The sequence below is a fragment of the Ruegeria profundi genome, assembly GCF_001507545.1.
In the GTDB taxonomy this organism is placed as follows: Bacteria; Pseudomonadota; Alphaproteobacteria; order Rhodobacterales; family Rhodobacteraceae; genus Ruegeria; species Ruegeria profundi.
Genome location: NZ_LQBP01000007.1, coordinates 1 through 15,094 on the forward strand (window position 1 = coordinate 1; position 15,094 = coordinate 15,094).

The 15,094-nt window shown below is 58.4% G+C and carries 13 protein-coding genes and 1 tRNA gene; 10 read left to right on the plus strand and 4 right to left on the minus strand.

Annotation, left to right across the window (positions count from 1 at the left end; genetic code table 11):
- Window positions 1-22 precede the first annotated feature (22 nt).
- Together AVO44_RS13665 and AVO44_RS13670 are read left to right on the plus strand one after the other, a co-directional pair.
- Window positions 23-99 (plus strand) — tRNA-Met (locus AVO44_RS13665).
- 201 nt (window positions 100-300) lie between these two features.
- Window positions 301-684 (plus strand): carboxymuconolactone decarboxylase family protein, encoded by a 384-nt coding sequence (locus tag AVO44_RS13670; RefSeq protein ID WP_068337906.1) that lies wholly within the window; start codon window positions 301-303, stop codon window positions 682-684.
- A gap of 184 nt (window positions 685-868) precedes the next feature.
- Here AVO44_RS13670 and AVO44_RS13675 read toward each other — a convergent pair whose 3' ends face one another.
- Window positions 869-1,957 (minus strand): aromatic ring-hydroxylating oxygenase subunit alpha, encoded by a 1,089-nt coding sequence (locus AVO44_RS13675; RefSeq protein WP_068337907.1) that lies wholly within the window; start codon window positions 1,955-1,957, stop codon window positions 869-871.
- Entirely contained in the window at window positions 1,954-2,841 is an 888-nt protein-coding gene (locus tag AVO44_RS13680) for a MurR/RpiR family transcriptional regulator (RefSeq protein WP_068337908.1), read from the minus strand. The genes AVO44_RS13675 and AVO44_RS13680 overlap by 4 nt, the downstream gene beginning before the upstream one ends.
- A gap of 68 nt (window positions 2,842-2,909) precedes the next feature.
- Here AVO44_RS13680 and AVO44_RS13685 point away from each other — a divergent pair, with 68 nt between their 5' ends.
- The 7 genes from AVO44_RS13685 to AVO44_RS13715 all read left to right on the plus strand — a co-directional run bounded on the left by AVO44_RS13685 (window position 2,910) and on the right by AVO44_RS13715 (window position 11,574).
- On the plus strand, window positions 2,910-5,363 hold the full coding sequence (locus AVO44_RS13685) for an FAD-dependent oxidoreductase (RefSeq protein ID WP_068337909.1): 2,454 nt from the start codon (window positions 2,910-2,912) through the stop codon (window positions 5,361-5,363).
- Entirely contained in the window at window positions 5,363-6,445 is a 1,083-nt protein-coding gene (locus AVO44_RS13690; RefSeq protein ID WP_233421992.1) for an alcohol dehydrogenase family protein, read from the plus strand. The genes AVO44_RS13685 and AVO44_RS13690 overlap by 1 nt, the downstream gene beginning before the upstream one ends.
- A gap of 13 nt (window positions 6,446-6,458) precedes the next feature.
- Window positions 6,459-7,565, plus strand: coding sequence for a mandelate racemase/muconate lactonizing enzyme family protein (locus AVO44_RS13695; protein ID WP_068337913.1), 1,107 nt, complete (start codon window positions 6,459-6,461; stop codon window positions 7,563-7,565).
- Window positions 7,562-8,671 carry a mandelate racemase/muconate lactonizing enzyme family protein gene (locus AVO44_RS13700; RefSeq protein WP_068337915.1) on the plus strand — a complete coding sequence of 370 codons (1,110 nt, stop codon included), beginning with the start codon at window positions 7,562-7,564 and terminating at the stop codon, window positions 8,669-8,671. The genes AVO44_RS13695 and AVO44_RS13700 overlap by 4 nt, the downstream gene beginning before the upstream one ends.
- 96 nt (window positions 8,672-8,767) lie before the next feature.
- The gene (locus tag AVO44_RS13705; RefSeq protein ID WP_068337917.1) at window positions 8,768-9,157 is read left to right on the plus strand and encodes a hypothetical protein; all 390 of its coding nucleotides are present in this window, start codon (window positions 8,768-8,770) and stop codon (window positions 9,155-9,157) included.
- A 34-nt stretch (window positions 9,158-9,191) separates the two neighbouring features.
- Window positions 9,192-10,295, plus strand: a complete 1,104-nt coding sequence (locus tag AVO44_RS13710; RefSeq protein ID WP_068337919.1) for a mandelate racemase/muconate lactonizing enzyme family protein — start codon at window positions 9,192-9,194, stop codon at window positions 10,293-10,295.
- Between the two features lies 1 nt (window position 10,296).
- Window positions 10,297-11,574: an aspartate aminotransferase family protein gene (locus AVO44_RS13715; RefSeq protein ID WP_068337921.1), complete on the plus strand. Its 1,278-nt coding sequence runs from the start codon at window positions 10,297-10,299 to the stop codon at window positions 11,572-11,574.
- 222 nt (window positions 11,575-11,796) lie between these two features.
- On the opposite strand, the gene hemC is transcribed toward AVO44_RS13715, so the two are convergent.
- On the minus strand, window positions 11,797-12,756 hold the full coding sequence (gene hemC, locus AVO44_RS13720; protein WP_068337923.1) for a hydroxymethylbilane synthase: 960 nt from the start codon (window positions 12,754-12,756) through the stop codon (window positions 11,797-11,799).
- Between the two features lie 107 nt (window positions 12,757-12,863).
- Here hemC and hemE point away from each other — a divergent pair, with 107 nt between their 5' ends.
- Complete coding sequence (gene hemE / locus AVO44_RS13725; RefSeq protein WP_068337925.1) at window positions 12,864-13,898, plus strand: uroporphyrinogen decarboxylase; 1,035 nt, start codon at window positions 12,864-12,866, stop codon at window positions 13,896-13,898.
- A 60-nt stretch (window positions 13,899-13,958) separates the two neighbouring features.
- On the opposite strand, the gene AVO44_RS13730 is transcribed toward hemE, so the two are convergent.
- Window positions 13,959-15,068: a CaiB/BaiF CoA transferase family protein gene (locus tag AVO44_RS13730; RefSeq protein WP_068337931.1), complete on the minus strand. Its 1,110-nt coding sequence runs from the start codon at window positions 15,066-15,068 to the stop codon at window positions 13,959-13,961.
- Window positions 15,069-15,094 lie beyond the last annotated feature (26 nt).

Consider the following 15,094-nt stretch of genomic DNA (forward strand, 5'->3'; position numbering starts at 1 on the left):
GCGGTAGACCAAACCAAAGTGTCGCGGGATGGAGCAGCCCGGTAGCTCGTCAGGCTCATAACCTGAAGGTCGCAGGTTCAAATCCTGCTCCCGCAACCAGCGCCAGAAAATAAAAAGCAGCCCGGTCAGACTACAATTGATCCACCGGATCAATCGCTTAACGTCTTCACGGCACCGATGGGCGACCGTTTAGAAAGCACTGCCGACTGGATTGCGACAAGACACCTTCGGCAAGGTCTTGCGCCGCAGCCCTAAACTTGCATTTGTTTCAATTAAGCACTGAAGAACCGGAGACCATTCATGGCCGATATTTTCGACGAAGACCTTTTTCTGAAAGGGTTAGAGCAGCGCAAAGGCACCTTGGGTGCGGAATATGTGGAAAAGAACCTGGCAGCTGCCGATGACTTCACCCGCCCATTTCAAGAAGCGATGACAGCCTGGTGCTGGGGGTTCGGCTGGGGCGATGACGTGATTGATGCCAAGACCCGGTCGATGATGAACCTGGCGATGATTGGTGCCTTGGGTAAAATGCATGAATGGGAAATCCACTGCAAAGGCGCGATCAACAACGGTGTGTCAAAAGAGGAAATCAGGGCCATCATTCACGTTGTCGGCATCTATTGCGGTGTTCCGCAGGCGCTGGAGTGTTTTCGCGTTGCCCGTAAAGTGTTGGATGCCAGCTAACACCGAGAGCAGTCAAACATTCAGCGACAACATGTGAAAGCGTCCCTGCGCCCTTCTAGTTAGGTTGAAACAGTTGTTTTCTGATCTCCAGCGCTGGAATTACGCGGCTTTGCTGACGAAAGCACAGGAAATCGACGCCAAAGGTGTCCGTTCTTAGTGGTGGTCGGGCAGACCCCTTGGCGTGTTAATCTACGGCTTCGCGCATCCACTGTTGCAGCCGGGCGATTGAATGTTCTGACATCACCCCGCATCCCGGATCCAGCACCAGCGGACCGGGGCGATAGCCGCGGGACTTGAGGCCACGGTGGACGCTTTCAACAAGCCTGATGTCTTCCTCAACCGTGGTTTCCCGATCCTGAACGGCCAGTTGCCGGATCACTGCGCTTTCCGAACCACCCTCGGTGTACCACCCCCGGAACACGGTACAGTGGTCCGCGTCCTTGGCGCGCCAGTGATAAGTGTTCAACACATTACCCGGGTAGCATTGGAACGAAAACATCGGCCACAGAAACCATGACTGATAGTCTCCGGCATGGGGCACCGACAGGTCGATTGGATAGGTCATCTTGTCGAGGCTCTGACATTCGGTGGTGTGACGCAGGACATAACCGCCGTTCGCGTCGGGCTGGATGTCATAGGTCTCGGGTTTAACCACACCCTCAGCAAAGGTCGGGTGATTGGTCGGGCAGTGGTAGCATTCCGAGTAATTCTCGACACTGACTTTCCAGTTGCAGTTTTCGGGTATTTCGACCCATTCCAATGGTTCGAGATCGTCAATCTGAGGCACAAAAGCGCGGATTTCTTCGCGGACGCCGGGGTACCACTCATCCATCGGGGCGGCGGCGTCATCAAGGTTGACGAAGATGAAACCGTTGAACACCTCGGTTCGGACCGCGGTCAGGCAGATCGCGCTGCGGTCAAAGCCGGGTACAGATTTGATATTGGGTCCAGCGCGCAGTTGGCCGGACAGCTCATACGTCCAAGCATGATAAGGGCAGACGACGACGCGGGTATTCCCCGCACCCGTTACCATTTCATGCGCACGGTGCTGGCAGACATTGTAAAAAGTGCGGATTTCGCCATCGCGTCCGCGGATACAGAACAGGTTCTGCCCGGCGATCTCGAACGCAAAATAGTCACCCGTTTCCCGCACCTGCGCCACATGGCCTGCAAACTGCCACGTTCGCGCCAGAAGCCCCTGCATCTCGCGCTCGAAAATTGCAGGATCGGTATAGTACCGGGCGTCCAGGGAATGGGTCAGCGGTGCGTTCATTCGGGCTCCTCCGCGTAGAGGCCTAGTTGGTATCTGCGTTGGTGAAATCGTGCCACGCGCTCGACGATCTCATCGCTGGAAAGCGCAATCACGAAAGACAGCAGCGTTTCCAGCAAAGCGATGGTTGAAACGGATGACGGGAAGAATTGCGGTGTATCGGCGGCCACAACAAAACCGTGCTGCGCGTTCAGTATGACCGGGCTGGCCGGGCTGTCGGAAATGCCGATGACTGTTAAACCTTGTTGCCGCGCCAGTTTGATCGCCTCAATTACCTCGGTGCGGTAGGGATGGCATGTAATGGCAATCAGCACGTCCTGTTCATCAGCCCAGGCCAGATCGTCCACCGGTGTGGAGCCGGGTCTGGGGATGGCATGGAATTGCTTCATCCCCGTTGAGGCAAGATACGTGAAATTACGCGCGTTCGAATTGTTGACTCCGACACCCAGCGTGAACACCTGTCGTGAAGTCCAGATCGTTTCAGCTGCTTTCTCAAGGCGCTGGGCATCAATCCCTGCAAAGGTTTCTTCGATATTGCGGATCGCGGCACCGACCATGTCGGCATAAAGCCCGCCCAGTTCGCCGGACTTGCCGATATCCTGCAGCCAACGGGCGCGGTCCGGAAAAGACACCGTACCTTTGCGAATCGCGTCGCGGAAGGGTGCGCGGAAATCCTCGTAGCCCTCGAACCCCACCTGTCGGGCCATGCGCACGAAGGTGTTCGGTTTGACGTTGGCGGCTTCGGCGATCTCTCGCACCGTTGAAACCCCAACATCCGTTGGGTTTTCCAGCACGTAACGCGCGGCTTTCTGCGCTTCGGGCGTCAGGGCTTCCCATTCGCGGGACAATCGGTCGAGAACCGTATATGATACATTTGTGTCATTCATGATTGACGATGGTACAAATGTGGAATTAGCGTGTCGAGCAGAAACGCGACTCGGGAAGAGGAAAAATCATGTCCGAGAAACATTTGCCGTCACATGCCCGCGTCGTCATCGTGGGCGGAGGTGTCATGGGGGTCGGTCTGGCTTATCACCTGGCGCATGAAGGGTGGGGCGGTGATACCGTTCTTCTGGAAAAGGCTGAGCTGACCAGTGGCAGTACGTGGCACGCGGCGGGCCAGATCACGCATTCGACGTCAAGTTTCGGGCTGGGCAAATGCGTCGACTACAATATCGGGCTGTATTCGGGCGCGTTAGAGGCTGAAACGGGTCAACCGGTAACGTGGCATGGCTGCGGTTCCTTCCGTCTGGCCTATACCGAGGATGAGATGGACTGGCTGCGCCACACCTTGTCGGTGGGCCGGTCGCTGGGCTTCAATATCGAACTTGTCGGCCCTGAAAAGGTGGCCGAACTGCACCCGTTCTACAATCTCGAGGGCGTTCTGGGCGCACTTTACACGCCCGATGACGGCCATGTTGACCCGACCAACGTGACCATGGCGATGGCAGCCGGGGCACGTCAGAAGGGCGTGCGCATCGTCCGCAACTGCCGCGCAACCAACATTACTCAGGCCGACAGTGGCGAATGGGTGGTTGAGACCGAGATGGGCACCATCACCTGTGAGCACGTGGTGAACGCCGGTGGTACCTATGCAAGGCAAATGGGCGAATGGTCGGGGCTGCAACTGCCGATGACCTCGATGACGCACCATTACTTCGTGACCGAGCCTGTGCCAGAGTTTCAGAACCTGGATAAGGAGCTGCCGGTGATCCGCGATGACCGCAAGGTCTCGGGCTATATCCGGATGGAGCAGCAGCGCGGGCTGATCGGGATCTATGAAAAAGAGAACCCGAACTCGGTCTGGCATGATCACTGCCCTTGGGAATACGAGAACTGGCTGTTCGACGCGGATTATGACCGGGTGATGCCGTGGCTTGAAGAAAGCCTGAACCGCATGCCGATCTTTGCCGAGTTGGGTATTCAACGCGATGTGCATGGGGCGATTTCACATCCGCCGGATGGCAACCCGCTTATCGGGCCAGCACCGGGCGTGCGGAATTACTGGTGCTGCTGCGGGACTCAAATCGGGATCGGTTGGGGTCCGGGCCTGACCCGCGAATTGGCGCGCTGGATGGTGCATGGGGCCGCCGATATCTCGATGCGCGAATTCGACCCGCGCCGGTTCGGCAGTTATGCCACCAAGGAGTGGCAGGTGATCAAGGCCGAGGAAGATTACTGCCTGCGCCACGAAATCCCCTTCCCGCATTTCAACCGGCTTGCGGGGCGTCCAATCAAGCCGTCGCCACTGTATGAACTGCTGAAATCCAAGGGTGCGGTGCACGAAGAAGTCTACGGCTTTGAACGTCCCCGCTGGTTCGCGCGGGACGGGGTGGAGCAGTGCGATCATTATTCTTTCCGCCGGACGCCCGCCGACGATATGGTCGCGGCCGAGGTCAAGGCGGTGCGTGAGCGCGTCGGGATCATGGATGTCACCGCTTTCACCAAGGTCGAGGTTTCGGGGCCGGACGCTTACACTTTGCTGGACCGCCTGACTGCCAACCGGATGCCGCAAAAGGTCGGATCGATCACATTGACCCACATGCTGAACCGGCGGGGCCGGATCGAGTTGGAGACCACCATCGTTCGCATGGCCGAGGATCGGTTCTATCTGGTCTGCGCAGCGTTCTTCGAACAGCGCCTGCTGGATCACCTTGCGCAACAGCGCGCAGATGAGGATGTACAGATTACGGCTCTGTCCTCTGATTGGTCTGCCCTGTCGCTGAACGGCCCCCGGTCGCGCGATGTGTTGGCGCGCTGCACCGATGCTGACCTGACCAATGCCGGGTTCCGCTGGCTGTCCGCACAGGAAATTACTGTTGCAGGGCATCAGGTCTGGGCCTTCCGCATGTCCTATGCCGGCGAATTGGGGTGGGAACTGCACATGCCCAACGTCGCCTGCCTCGACGTCTACAATGCGCTCTGGGCGGCAGGTGAGCCGCATGGCATCGCCGACTACGGCAGCTTTGCCATGAACGTGATGCGGATGGAGAAAGGGTTTAAAGGCGCTGGGGAATTAACCAATGAGGTCACGCTGGCCGAGGCCGACGTGCTGCGCTTTGCCCGCACCGACAAGGAGTATCTGGGTAAAGAGAAAACCCTGAACACCGACCTGCCCTGGGTCTGCGCGTATCTCGAGATCGAGCCGGATGGCGAGATCGACGGGCATGGCGGCGAAGCCGTGATGTTAGATGGCCGTGTCGTAGGCTCGACCGCTTCGGTTGCCTATGGTCATACGGTCGGCAAAATCCTGGCCTTTGCCTATATCAAGCCCGAGGCCGCAACACCCGGAACCGCGTTGCAGGTGGTGATCCACGACTCACCCCGCGCGGCCCGTGTTCTGGGCGAACCCGCTTACGATCCGCAAAGCCTGCTGCCGCGCACCGACGCCGCATTCGAGACCGCCTGATGGCCCTGCCAAATACAATGAGGGCCATGGTCACCATGGGCCACGGCGGGTTAGAGCAAATGGTGCTGCACACCGACTGGCCGCGCCCTGAACCCGCGCCCGGCGAGGTGCTGATCAAGGTCGCCGCCTGTGGTCTGAACAATACGGACGTGAACACGCGCTCGGGCTGGTATTCCAAGACCGTCACAGACGCGACCACTGGCGACGCGTTTGAGAAGGTGGGTGAGGACGACCCGACTTGGGGCGGCAATCCGATCACCTTTCCGCGCATTCAGGGGGCTGATATCTGCGGAGAAATCGTAGCTGTCGGTGCAGGTGTCGACAGCGCCCACATCGGTCAACGCGTCATCACCGATGGCTGGCTGCGCGATCCGAATGATCCGGAAAACATGGACAAGACAGGCTACTATGGCTCGGAACGCGATGGTGGTTTTGCCGAATATGCGACAACGCTTGCGGTAAACGCTCTTCCAGTCAAATCGAACCTGTCAGATGCCGAACTGGCGACGTTTTCCTGCTCCTATTCAACTGCCGAGGGCATGCTGACCCGCGCCAATGTAACGGACAGGGATACGGTGCTGGTGCCCGGCGCCTCGGGCGGTGTTGGCGGTGCGCTGGTCCAGCTTGCCAAACGGCGCGGTGCGCGGGTGATTGCGATGGCGTCCGAGGTAAAGCATCCTGATGTTGCCAAGCTGGGGCCAGACCGCATCCTACCCCGTGCGCCAGAGAACCTGCGCGCGGCCCTTGGTGAAGAAAAGGTAACCGTAGTTGCGGATGTGGTTGGCGGGCCATACTGGCCGAATCTGATCGACATTCTGGAACGCGGCGGGCGCTATACCTGTTCCGGCGCAATTGCTGGTCCGATGGTCGAGTTCGACCTGCGCACATTCTACCTGCGCGACCTGACCTTTACCGGCTCGACCGTGATCGACCCGCAGGTAATGCGGAACATCGTGAAATACATCGAGACCGATCAGATCAAACCCGCCCTTGCCGCGACCTATCCGTTAGAGGACCTGCGCGACGCTCAGGCTGCTTTCATTGCAAAACAGCATACCGGCAACATAGTGGTGATCCCATGACATTGGATGCCGCATGAAAATTACCCGCATCCGAATCTACCAGACCGGGCTGCCCTATGTGGGTGGTGCCTATGTCTGGGGTGCGGGCAATGCGATCGAAACGGCCATCGCCTCGGTCGTGGTGATAGACACCGATGCCGGGTTGCAGGGATGTGGTGAGTTCACACCTTGTGGCGAGAACTACATGGCCGCGCATTCCCAAGGTGTGGCATCGCTGGCGCGTCTTGTGGCTCCGAAACTGCTGGGGGAGGATCCTCGGCACGTAGGTCGGATCGAGCAAATGATGGACCATCTGGTGCAAGGTCACGGCTATGCAAAGGCGCCGTTTGATGCGGCCTGTTGGGATATTTTGGGCCAAGCTTGCGATCAGCCGGTCTGGATGCTGCTGGGCGGCAAGCTGACCGATGGCGCACCGATGTACCGGGTCGCGCCGCAGAAAGCGGTGGATGAGACCGTGGCCGAGATGAACGCCTATCGCGATCAGGGTTACAGGCAGTTTCAAATCAAGGTCGGGGGCGACTGGGCCAGCGATATTGACAGGATACGCGCCACCGTGCCGTTGCTTGAACCGGGCGAAAAGGCGATGGCCGATGCCAATCAGGGATGGCGCGTCGACAATGCGATCAGGGTCGCCCGTGCCACGCGCGATCTGGACTTTATTCTGGAACAGCCCTGCCGCACCTATGAGGAATGCCAGCAAGTGCGCCGCGTGGCTGAACAGCCGATGAAGCTGGATGAATGTATGACCGACATCCAGATGGCGCAGCGGATCGTTGCGGATCGCGGGGCCGAGATTTGCTGTCTGAAAATTTCGAACCTCGGCGGGCTCAGTAAGGCGCGGCGGGTGCGGGACTATCTGATCGACAACCGAATTCCCGTGGTCAGCGAGGATACATGGGGTGGTGAGATCGCGACCTCGGTCGTTGCGCATTTTGCGGCCTCCACCCCGCCCGAATATCTGCAGAACACAACCGATCTGATGAACTACAATACGCGATCAACCGGAATTGGCGGGGCAACGTCGCAGGATGGCAAGCTTTATGCCCCGGATGCGCCCGGACTTGGTGTGAAGCCTGATTTCGAAAGCCTGGGTGCGCCGGTGGCGGAATATGTGTCATGAAGATAAAATCGATCACCGTATACCAAGCCGACCTGCCTTTGGAGCATCCCTATTGGTTGTCCGGCGGACGGCTGAAGTTCGAAACACTCGACGCAACGATTGTAAAGATCGAAACTGATGCAGGGCTGGTCGGCTGGGGTGAGGGTACCCCTTGGGGGCATACGTATGTGCCCGCGCATGGCCCGGGTATCCGTGCGGGTATTCAGACGATGGCCCCGTTCATTCTGGGCCTTGATCCGCGCAAGCTGCTGGTGGTTGAGCGCGCGATGGATACCGCCTTGCCCGGCCACCTCTATGCCAAAAGTCCAATCGATATGGCCTGCTGGGATGTTGCAGGGCAGGCAGCGGGGTTGCCAATTGCTGATCTGATGGGAGGAGGGTCGCGCACGCCGCGCCCGATTGCGTCGTCGGTGGGGGCGAAAACCATCGAAGAAACCCGCAAGGTGATTGAGCGGTATCGCAGTCGGGGGTATGTCGCACACTCGGTAAAGATCGGCGGCAATGTTGAACGCGATATTGCCCGCGTTCGAGATGTCGAGAGCTTCCGCAAACCGGGCGAGATCGTCCTCTATGATGTCAACCGGGGTTGGACCCGACAACAGGCCCTGCGGGTGATGAGCACCTGTGAGGACCTGAACGTCATGTTCGAACAGCCGTGTGAAACGCTGGACGATATCGCGGCGATATCGGGCCGTCATGCCTCGCCCGTTTCGGTGGATGAAAGCCTTGTCACCTTGCAAGATGCCGCCCGTATTGCGCGCGATGGGCTGGCTGAGGTGTTTGGGATCAAGCTGAACCGCGTTGGCGGGCTGACCAAGGCCGCGCGGATGCGGGATATCGCGCTGGCGCATGGCATCGACATGTTCGTGATGGCCACCGGCGGCTCGGTCCTGGCCGATACCGAGGCGCTGCACCTGGCCGCGACCATTCCCGACGAAAACTGCCACGCCGTCTGGGCCTGTCAGGACATGATCACAGTGGACATTGCCGGTGGACGCGGTCCGCGCAATATCGACGGTCACTTGTACCTGCCAGAGGTTCCCGGACTTGGCGTGTATCCCGACGAAGACGCGTTGGGTGCGGCTGTCGCGGAATATAGGGTTTGAAGCGAGAGACTGATATGCAATTTTATTCTAAGAGATTGAAATTATGGCAATTTCCTTTTATACTTCTGATATCAAAAGATAAAAATTGGACGAATAATGGATGTTACACATCTGATTGTTGCGATCATCGCGCTGAGCATTGGGGTGTTGATCGGTCGGAACGGAATACGCAAACGCGAAAACGAAAAAGCAATCGTCGGCAATCCAGAGACACTACCGCGCGGCAACGATGGGGGGCAGCGAAACGACAAATCGGAAATGTCTTTTGGAATGCGCGTGTTTTCGGCGGTTTTCCTGTTCGGTTGGCTTACCGCGTGGACAGCGGGTATCGCTATGGCCGTCTCAAACTTCAGCTCGACCGAGGGTGGGGCATCTCTTTTCATGGTGGGGTGGTTGATCGCAGCGATCGCCGGATGGGTTTGGGCTGTCTATACACTTTGGAAACTGGTTACCGGGCGGCCAGTGAAACTGCGGGGTTGGAACTAAGTAATTTACCGCTCCATTTCATGGGGGCGGAGCAATGAAGGTCAACAAGATAACGCTTTGGTCCGTCGATCTGACCAGCCATGAAACCTATCACATGGCCGAGGGTAAGACCTGCGCGACCGTGACCTCTCATGTCCTGTGCCTTGAGACGGATACGGGTTTGACGGGCTGGGGCGAGGTTTGCCCAATCCCCCATTACCTGCCTGCATATGCCGGTGGAGTACCGGCTGCTGTTGCGGAAATGGGGCCGGAAATCCTTGGAATGTCCCCGTTTGGTGTGGATGCGCCGATGCGCAAGCTGGACGGATTTCTTCCGGGTCACCAATATGCAAAATCCATCGTCGATATCGCCCTGTGGGACCTGTTCGGGCAGGCTACGGGCCAGCCGGTTTATGCTCTGCTGGGTGGACGGACGCGGAAGGATATGCCGCTTTACCACTCGATCACCTGCATTGCGCCGGATGACATGGCCCGGATCGCTAAGGCAGCTTACCAGTCCGGCATTCGCCAGTTTCAGGTCAAGCTGGGTGTCGAAGGCGACTGGCAGGCCGATGCCGAACGTCTGATCAAGGTGCGTGAGGCCGTGGGGCAGGGACCGCTGGTTTATGGCGATTGGAATTGCGGAGCGTCGCGGCTGCAAGCTACGCGCACGGGACGGGCGGTTGCCCACCTGGACATTATGCTGGAGCAGCCCTGCAAAACGCTTGAAGACTGTGCTGCTGTTCGGCAGGCAACCGGATTGCCGATGAAGATTGACGAGAACGCATATGATCTGGACTCGCTTTTGCGCGCGCATGAGTTGGGTTGTCTGGACGCGGTGGCGCTGAAATTATCAAAGTTCGGCGGGCTTTCAGCCATGCGGCGCGCGCGTGACCTGACCGTCCATCTGGGGGCTGAGATCTGTGCCGAATGCACTTGGGGGTCGGACATCGTGACGGCGGCGTCATTGCACTTTGCGGCGTCGACTCCACACGGATCTTTGTTGAACACCTGTGATCTCTCGTCTTATGTTGCGCCGCGCATCTGCCCGGATGCACCAAACCGTGTGAATGGCAGGATTGCCCCGCCGGACGGGCCGGGGTTAGGTGTTGCGCCAGACCCGGATATCCTAGGTTCCCCTGTATCGGAGATCGTGTGAAATGCTGAAAATCAATACTCAAGCCGAATGGATCGACCGAGCGAACGCCGTCTTGCCCGCCGGGGGATTTGGCAATTTCGACCCCGGTATCATCATTGCACGTGGCGAAGGCAGCCATGTTTGGGACGAAGATGGAAATGAATTCATCGACTATCTGATTGGCTCGGGTCCGATGCTGCTGGGTCATGGCCACCCCGAAGTGATTGAGGCCGTGCTGGAACAACTGCCCAAAGGCATGACATTCTTTGCCAACAACGCCAAAGGCATTGAGCTGGCCGAGGCGATCATTGATGCGGTTCCATGCTGTGAACAAATCCGCTTTGTCGCGTCGGGTGGCGAAGCGGACATGTACGCAATCCGCCTTGCCCGCGCCTTTACTGGCCGCGACAAGATACTTAAATTCGAAGGCGGTTATCACGGAATGAGTGCCGAGGCGCAGATGAGCCTTGCCCCAAGCCGCCAGGTCAACTTTCCGCAGGCCGTACCCGATAGCGCCGGTATCCCCGAAGGTGTGGCCGAGCAAATGCTGATCGCGCCCTTCAACGATCTGGAAGCCGTGTCGGCCCTGCTGGATGAACATGACGATGTCGCCGCGATCATGGTCGAGCCGTTGCAGCGGATCATTCCACCTTTACCCGGGTATCTTCAGGGGCTGCGGGACCTGTGCGACAAACACGATGTTCTGCTGATCTTTGATGAGATCGTCACCGGTTTCCGTCTGGCCTATGGCGGTGCGCAGGAAAAATACGGCGTCACGCCCGATATCTGCACCCTTGGAAAGATTACCGGCGGTGGTTTCCCCTTGGCCGCGCTGGGCGCCAGCGCCGATATCATGAAACATTTCGACAAAGCGCAAGTGGGTGAAGAAGGCTGGCTGATGCAGTTGGGGACCTTGTCCGGCAATCCCGTGGCATCGGTCGCGGGTCTCAAGACCATGGAAGTATTGCGGCGCGACGGTGTTTACGACCAATTGCGCGCGACGGGTGCGGCATTGCAGCAGATGCAAGTGGATGCGCTGACAAAGGCTGGCATTCCGCATCAGGTTTGCGGCGATGAGACACTGTTCGATATCTATTTTACCGATGCTGCCTGTCGTGACTACCGAAGTGCGAAACATGACGATCCACACCGCAACACACTCTACAACGATACGTTGCGCGCACACGGTATCTTCAAATCCCCCGGCAAGCTTTATCCGTCCTTTGCAGTCACCGAGGCTGATTTGGAACAAACCCGTGCAGCCGTTGAAAAGGCAGTAGACGCAATCAGCGCAGCGTGACGCACCTCAGAGAAAAGAAATGGGCCGCTGTCGAAATATGACAGCGGCCCTAACCGATCAGCAGTTTGGTGCAATCTCGCCCCCTCGAATACCACTTAAGCGAATGTACTGAAAAAACTTTCGACTTTTTTGAGACAGCCCCCTGATCTCATCGGTATGCCACCTTGATGCCAGATTGGCAGAGAATCTACAGTGAAGTAATTCACATTACTCAAATTTTTCTCAGGTTCTCCAATCAAAGAACCCGGGCCCCGCTTTCTTCAGAAGCGACTCTGCCATTTTGCGCCCCATTTCCGCTGCATCGGCGATGGTGCCAGAGATGTCTTCGGAAATCGCCTCGGAACCATCCGGTCGCAGCACTTCACCGCGCAAGCGCAGGGTGCCGCCCTGTATCTCGGCCAGACCGGCAATGGGTGTTTCACAAGACCCATCCAACGCGGCAAGCAAAGCACGTTCTGCGATCAGGCGTTGACCGGTTTCGGTATCGTGGATTGCCTCAAGCATACCCGCTGCGCGGGAATCATCGTTGCGGCGCTCGATACCGATTGTGCCCTGTGCAATGGCCGGTAACATCTGTTCAGGTGCGATCGCCGTGGCGGGCACGTCTTCCATATTCAGGCGGCGTATGCCTGCCATGGCAAGAAAGGTACAATCGGCCACACCATCCGCCAGTTTCTTCAGTCTGGTCTGCACGTTGCCACGAAATTCCACCACTTTCAGGTCGGGCCGCCGGTTCAGTAGCTGCGCCCGGCGGCGCAGTGATGAGGTACCGACCACCGCTCCCTGTGGCAGATCGTGGATCGAATTGAGCTTGGGTGAGATAAACGCATCGCGCACATCTTCGCGCGGCAGGAATGTGTCCAACACCAGCCCCTCGGGCTGTTTTACTGGCATGTCCTTGGTGGAATGCACTGCGATGTCGATATCTCCGCGCAACATCGCTTCTTCGATTTCCTTGGTGAACAGACCCTTGTTGCCGATCTCTTTCAAAGGTCGGTCCGCGTCGATCATGGCCCGGTTGTCGCCCGTGGTTTTGATCACCACGATTTCAAACGCATCGTCCGGCAGGTCAAAGGCCGAACCCAGCCTTTGCCGGGTCTCATAGGCTTGCGCCAGGGCCAGTGGCGAACCACGTGTGCCGATTTTCAGCGGTGAGTCGGGATTGGGCAGGGTCAGTGTCATATGCCAAGCTTTAGTCGCGTCACATTGCCCTGACAATGGGGGCAGAGCTTGACAAATTGCCGCCGAAGACGGACCCGTTCCGTTGACCGACACGATTGGGGGCAAATATGGCCGAGACAAAGAAACTGCTGCGGGCGCTGGCGGGTGAGGTGCAGGATGTGCCGCCGATCTGGATGATGCGTCAGGCCGGGCGGTATCTGCCCGAATATCGCGCAACCCGCGCGCAAGCCGGCGATTTTCTGTCGCTGTGCTACAACCCCGAACTGGCGGCCGAGGTCACGCTGCAACCTATCCGACGCTATGGGTTCGATGCGGCCATCCTGTTTGCAGACATTTTGTTGGTGCCACAGGCGCTGGGCGCTGAGTTGTGGTTCGTGACCGGAGAAGGCCCGCGCTTGTCGACCATCACGCAGCAATCCGACTTTGACGCGCTGAAACCGGTTGAGACGATTCATGAGACTTTGTCACCGGTCTATGAAACGGTGCGCATCCTTTCGAGGGAATTGCCGTCCGAGACGACGCTGATCGGGTTCGCCGGCGCGCCCTGGACGGTGGCGACCTATATGATCGCAGGGCGCGGCACACCGGATCAAGGTCCGGCCCATGCGCTGCGCGAAGAAAACACCGCGTTGTTCGAGGCGCTGTTGGATCGGATCACGCTGGCCACGATCGAGTATCTCTCGGCCCAGATCGACGCCGGGGCCGAGGTGGTCAAGATCTTTGACAGCTGGGCCGGATCGCTGAAGGGTGACGCATTCCAGAAATACGCGGTCGAGCCTTGCCGGGTGATTACACAAGCCATCAAGGCACGCCATCCCGGTATCCCGGTGATCGGCTTCCCCCGTGAAGCCGGGGATGGCTATATCGGTTTCGCCAAGGCAACCGGTGTGGACTGCGTTGCGCTGGACAATTCGGTGTCGCCGGAATGGGGGGCCGAGCATGTGCAGGTCGACGGTTGCGTTCAGGGCAATCTGGCCTCATCCCATATGGTGACCGGCGGACAGGCATTGGTGGATGAGACGCGGCGGATCGTCCAGGCATTCTCGAATGGTCCACATATCTTCAACCTTGGTCACGGGATTACACCGGACGCAGACCCAGAGAATGTTCAGTTGATGATCGACACAGTCCGCGGGCGGTAGGCAAGGGAAGGGGGCCAGCCCCCTTCTTGGCCTGCGGCCAATTCATCCCCCGGGATATTTTTAGCCAGATGAAGAGGTGGATACCTGTTGTGCGTCAAACTCGTTCAGGATGTCCTGACGATGTTCTCCGCGTCTGGGGCTGGGTTTGGGGCGCCATTCAGAAGTTGAAAATCTGGGGGCGGCGGCGGCTTGAAGGGTGCCATCTGTACTGCGCCATGTTTGGCGGGCAATGTTCATCGGGTGGGCATATGCTTCGGTCGGGCTGAGGACGGGCGCGACGCAGGCATCGGTGCCGTCGAAGAGATCTGCCCAATGATCACGCGGTTGGCTGGCAAAGATTTCGGTCAGGCGTTGTGTGAGGGCAGGCCAGCTTGCGCGATTGTATTGTTGCTGGAAGTCAGGGTCTTCGGACAAGCCCAGTTTTTGCAGAAACAGGGCGTAGAATTTGGGTTCCAGACACTGTACCGTTACGAACCCGCCATCGGCGCAGGTGTAAGTCCGGCTCCAATGAGGGCCATCCAGCAGGCTCTGCCCGCGCAATTCCGACAGGTTGCCCGTCTGGCCAAGGCTCATCAGCAGGTTCATCATATGGGCCGACCCGTCATAGATTGCGGCGTCGACCACCGTTCCTTCACCCGTTTTCTGCGCATTCAGAAGCCCGGCCAGAAGGCCAGCAACAAGATACAAAGCCCCACCGCCGATGTCACCAACAAGCGTTGCCGGGGTTTGCGGGGGCTGACCCGGTTGAGACGCATACCAAAGCGCACCGGACAGGGCGATATAGTTCAGATCGTGTCCGGCAGCGTCTGAAAGGGGGCTGTCCTGCCCCCAGCCGGTCATCCGGCCATAGACCAGCTTTGGGTTCAACGCATGACATTTTTCGGGGCTTAAGCCGAGTTTCTCCATCACGCCGGGGCGAAATCCTTCGATCAATCCATCGGCCCGTGCAATCAGGCGTTTCGCAATCTCAAGATCGCCTGCGTCTTTTAGATCGAGATCAATCGACCGTTTACCGCGGTCGAGCACCGAACGCTCTGGCATCCCGGGCGTTACCGCTTGTCCTTTTCGGTGGACGGTTATGACGTCTGCGCCCATATCCGCCAATAACATCGCCGCGAAAGGAGCCGGGCCCAGCCCCTCGAACTCTAGGATCCTGTAACCGTTCAGCATTGTGCCCCTTTCACTTTGGCGCAGGG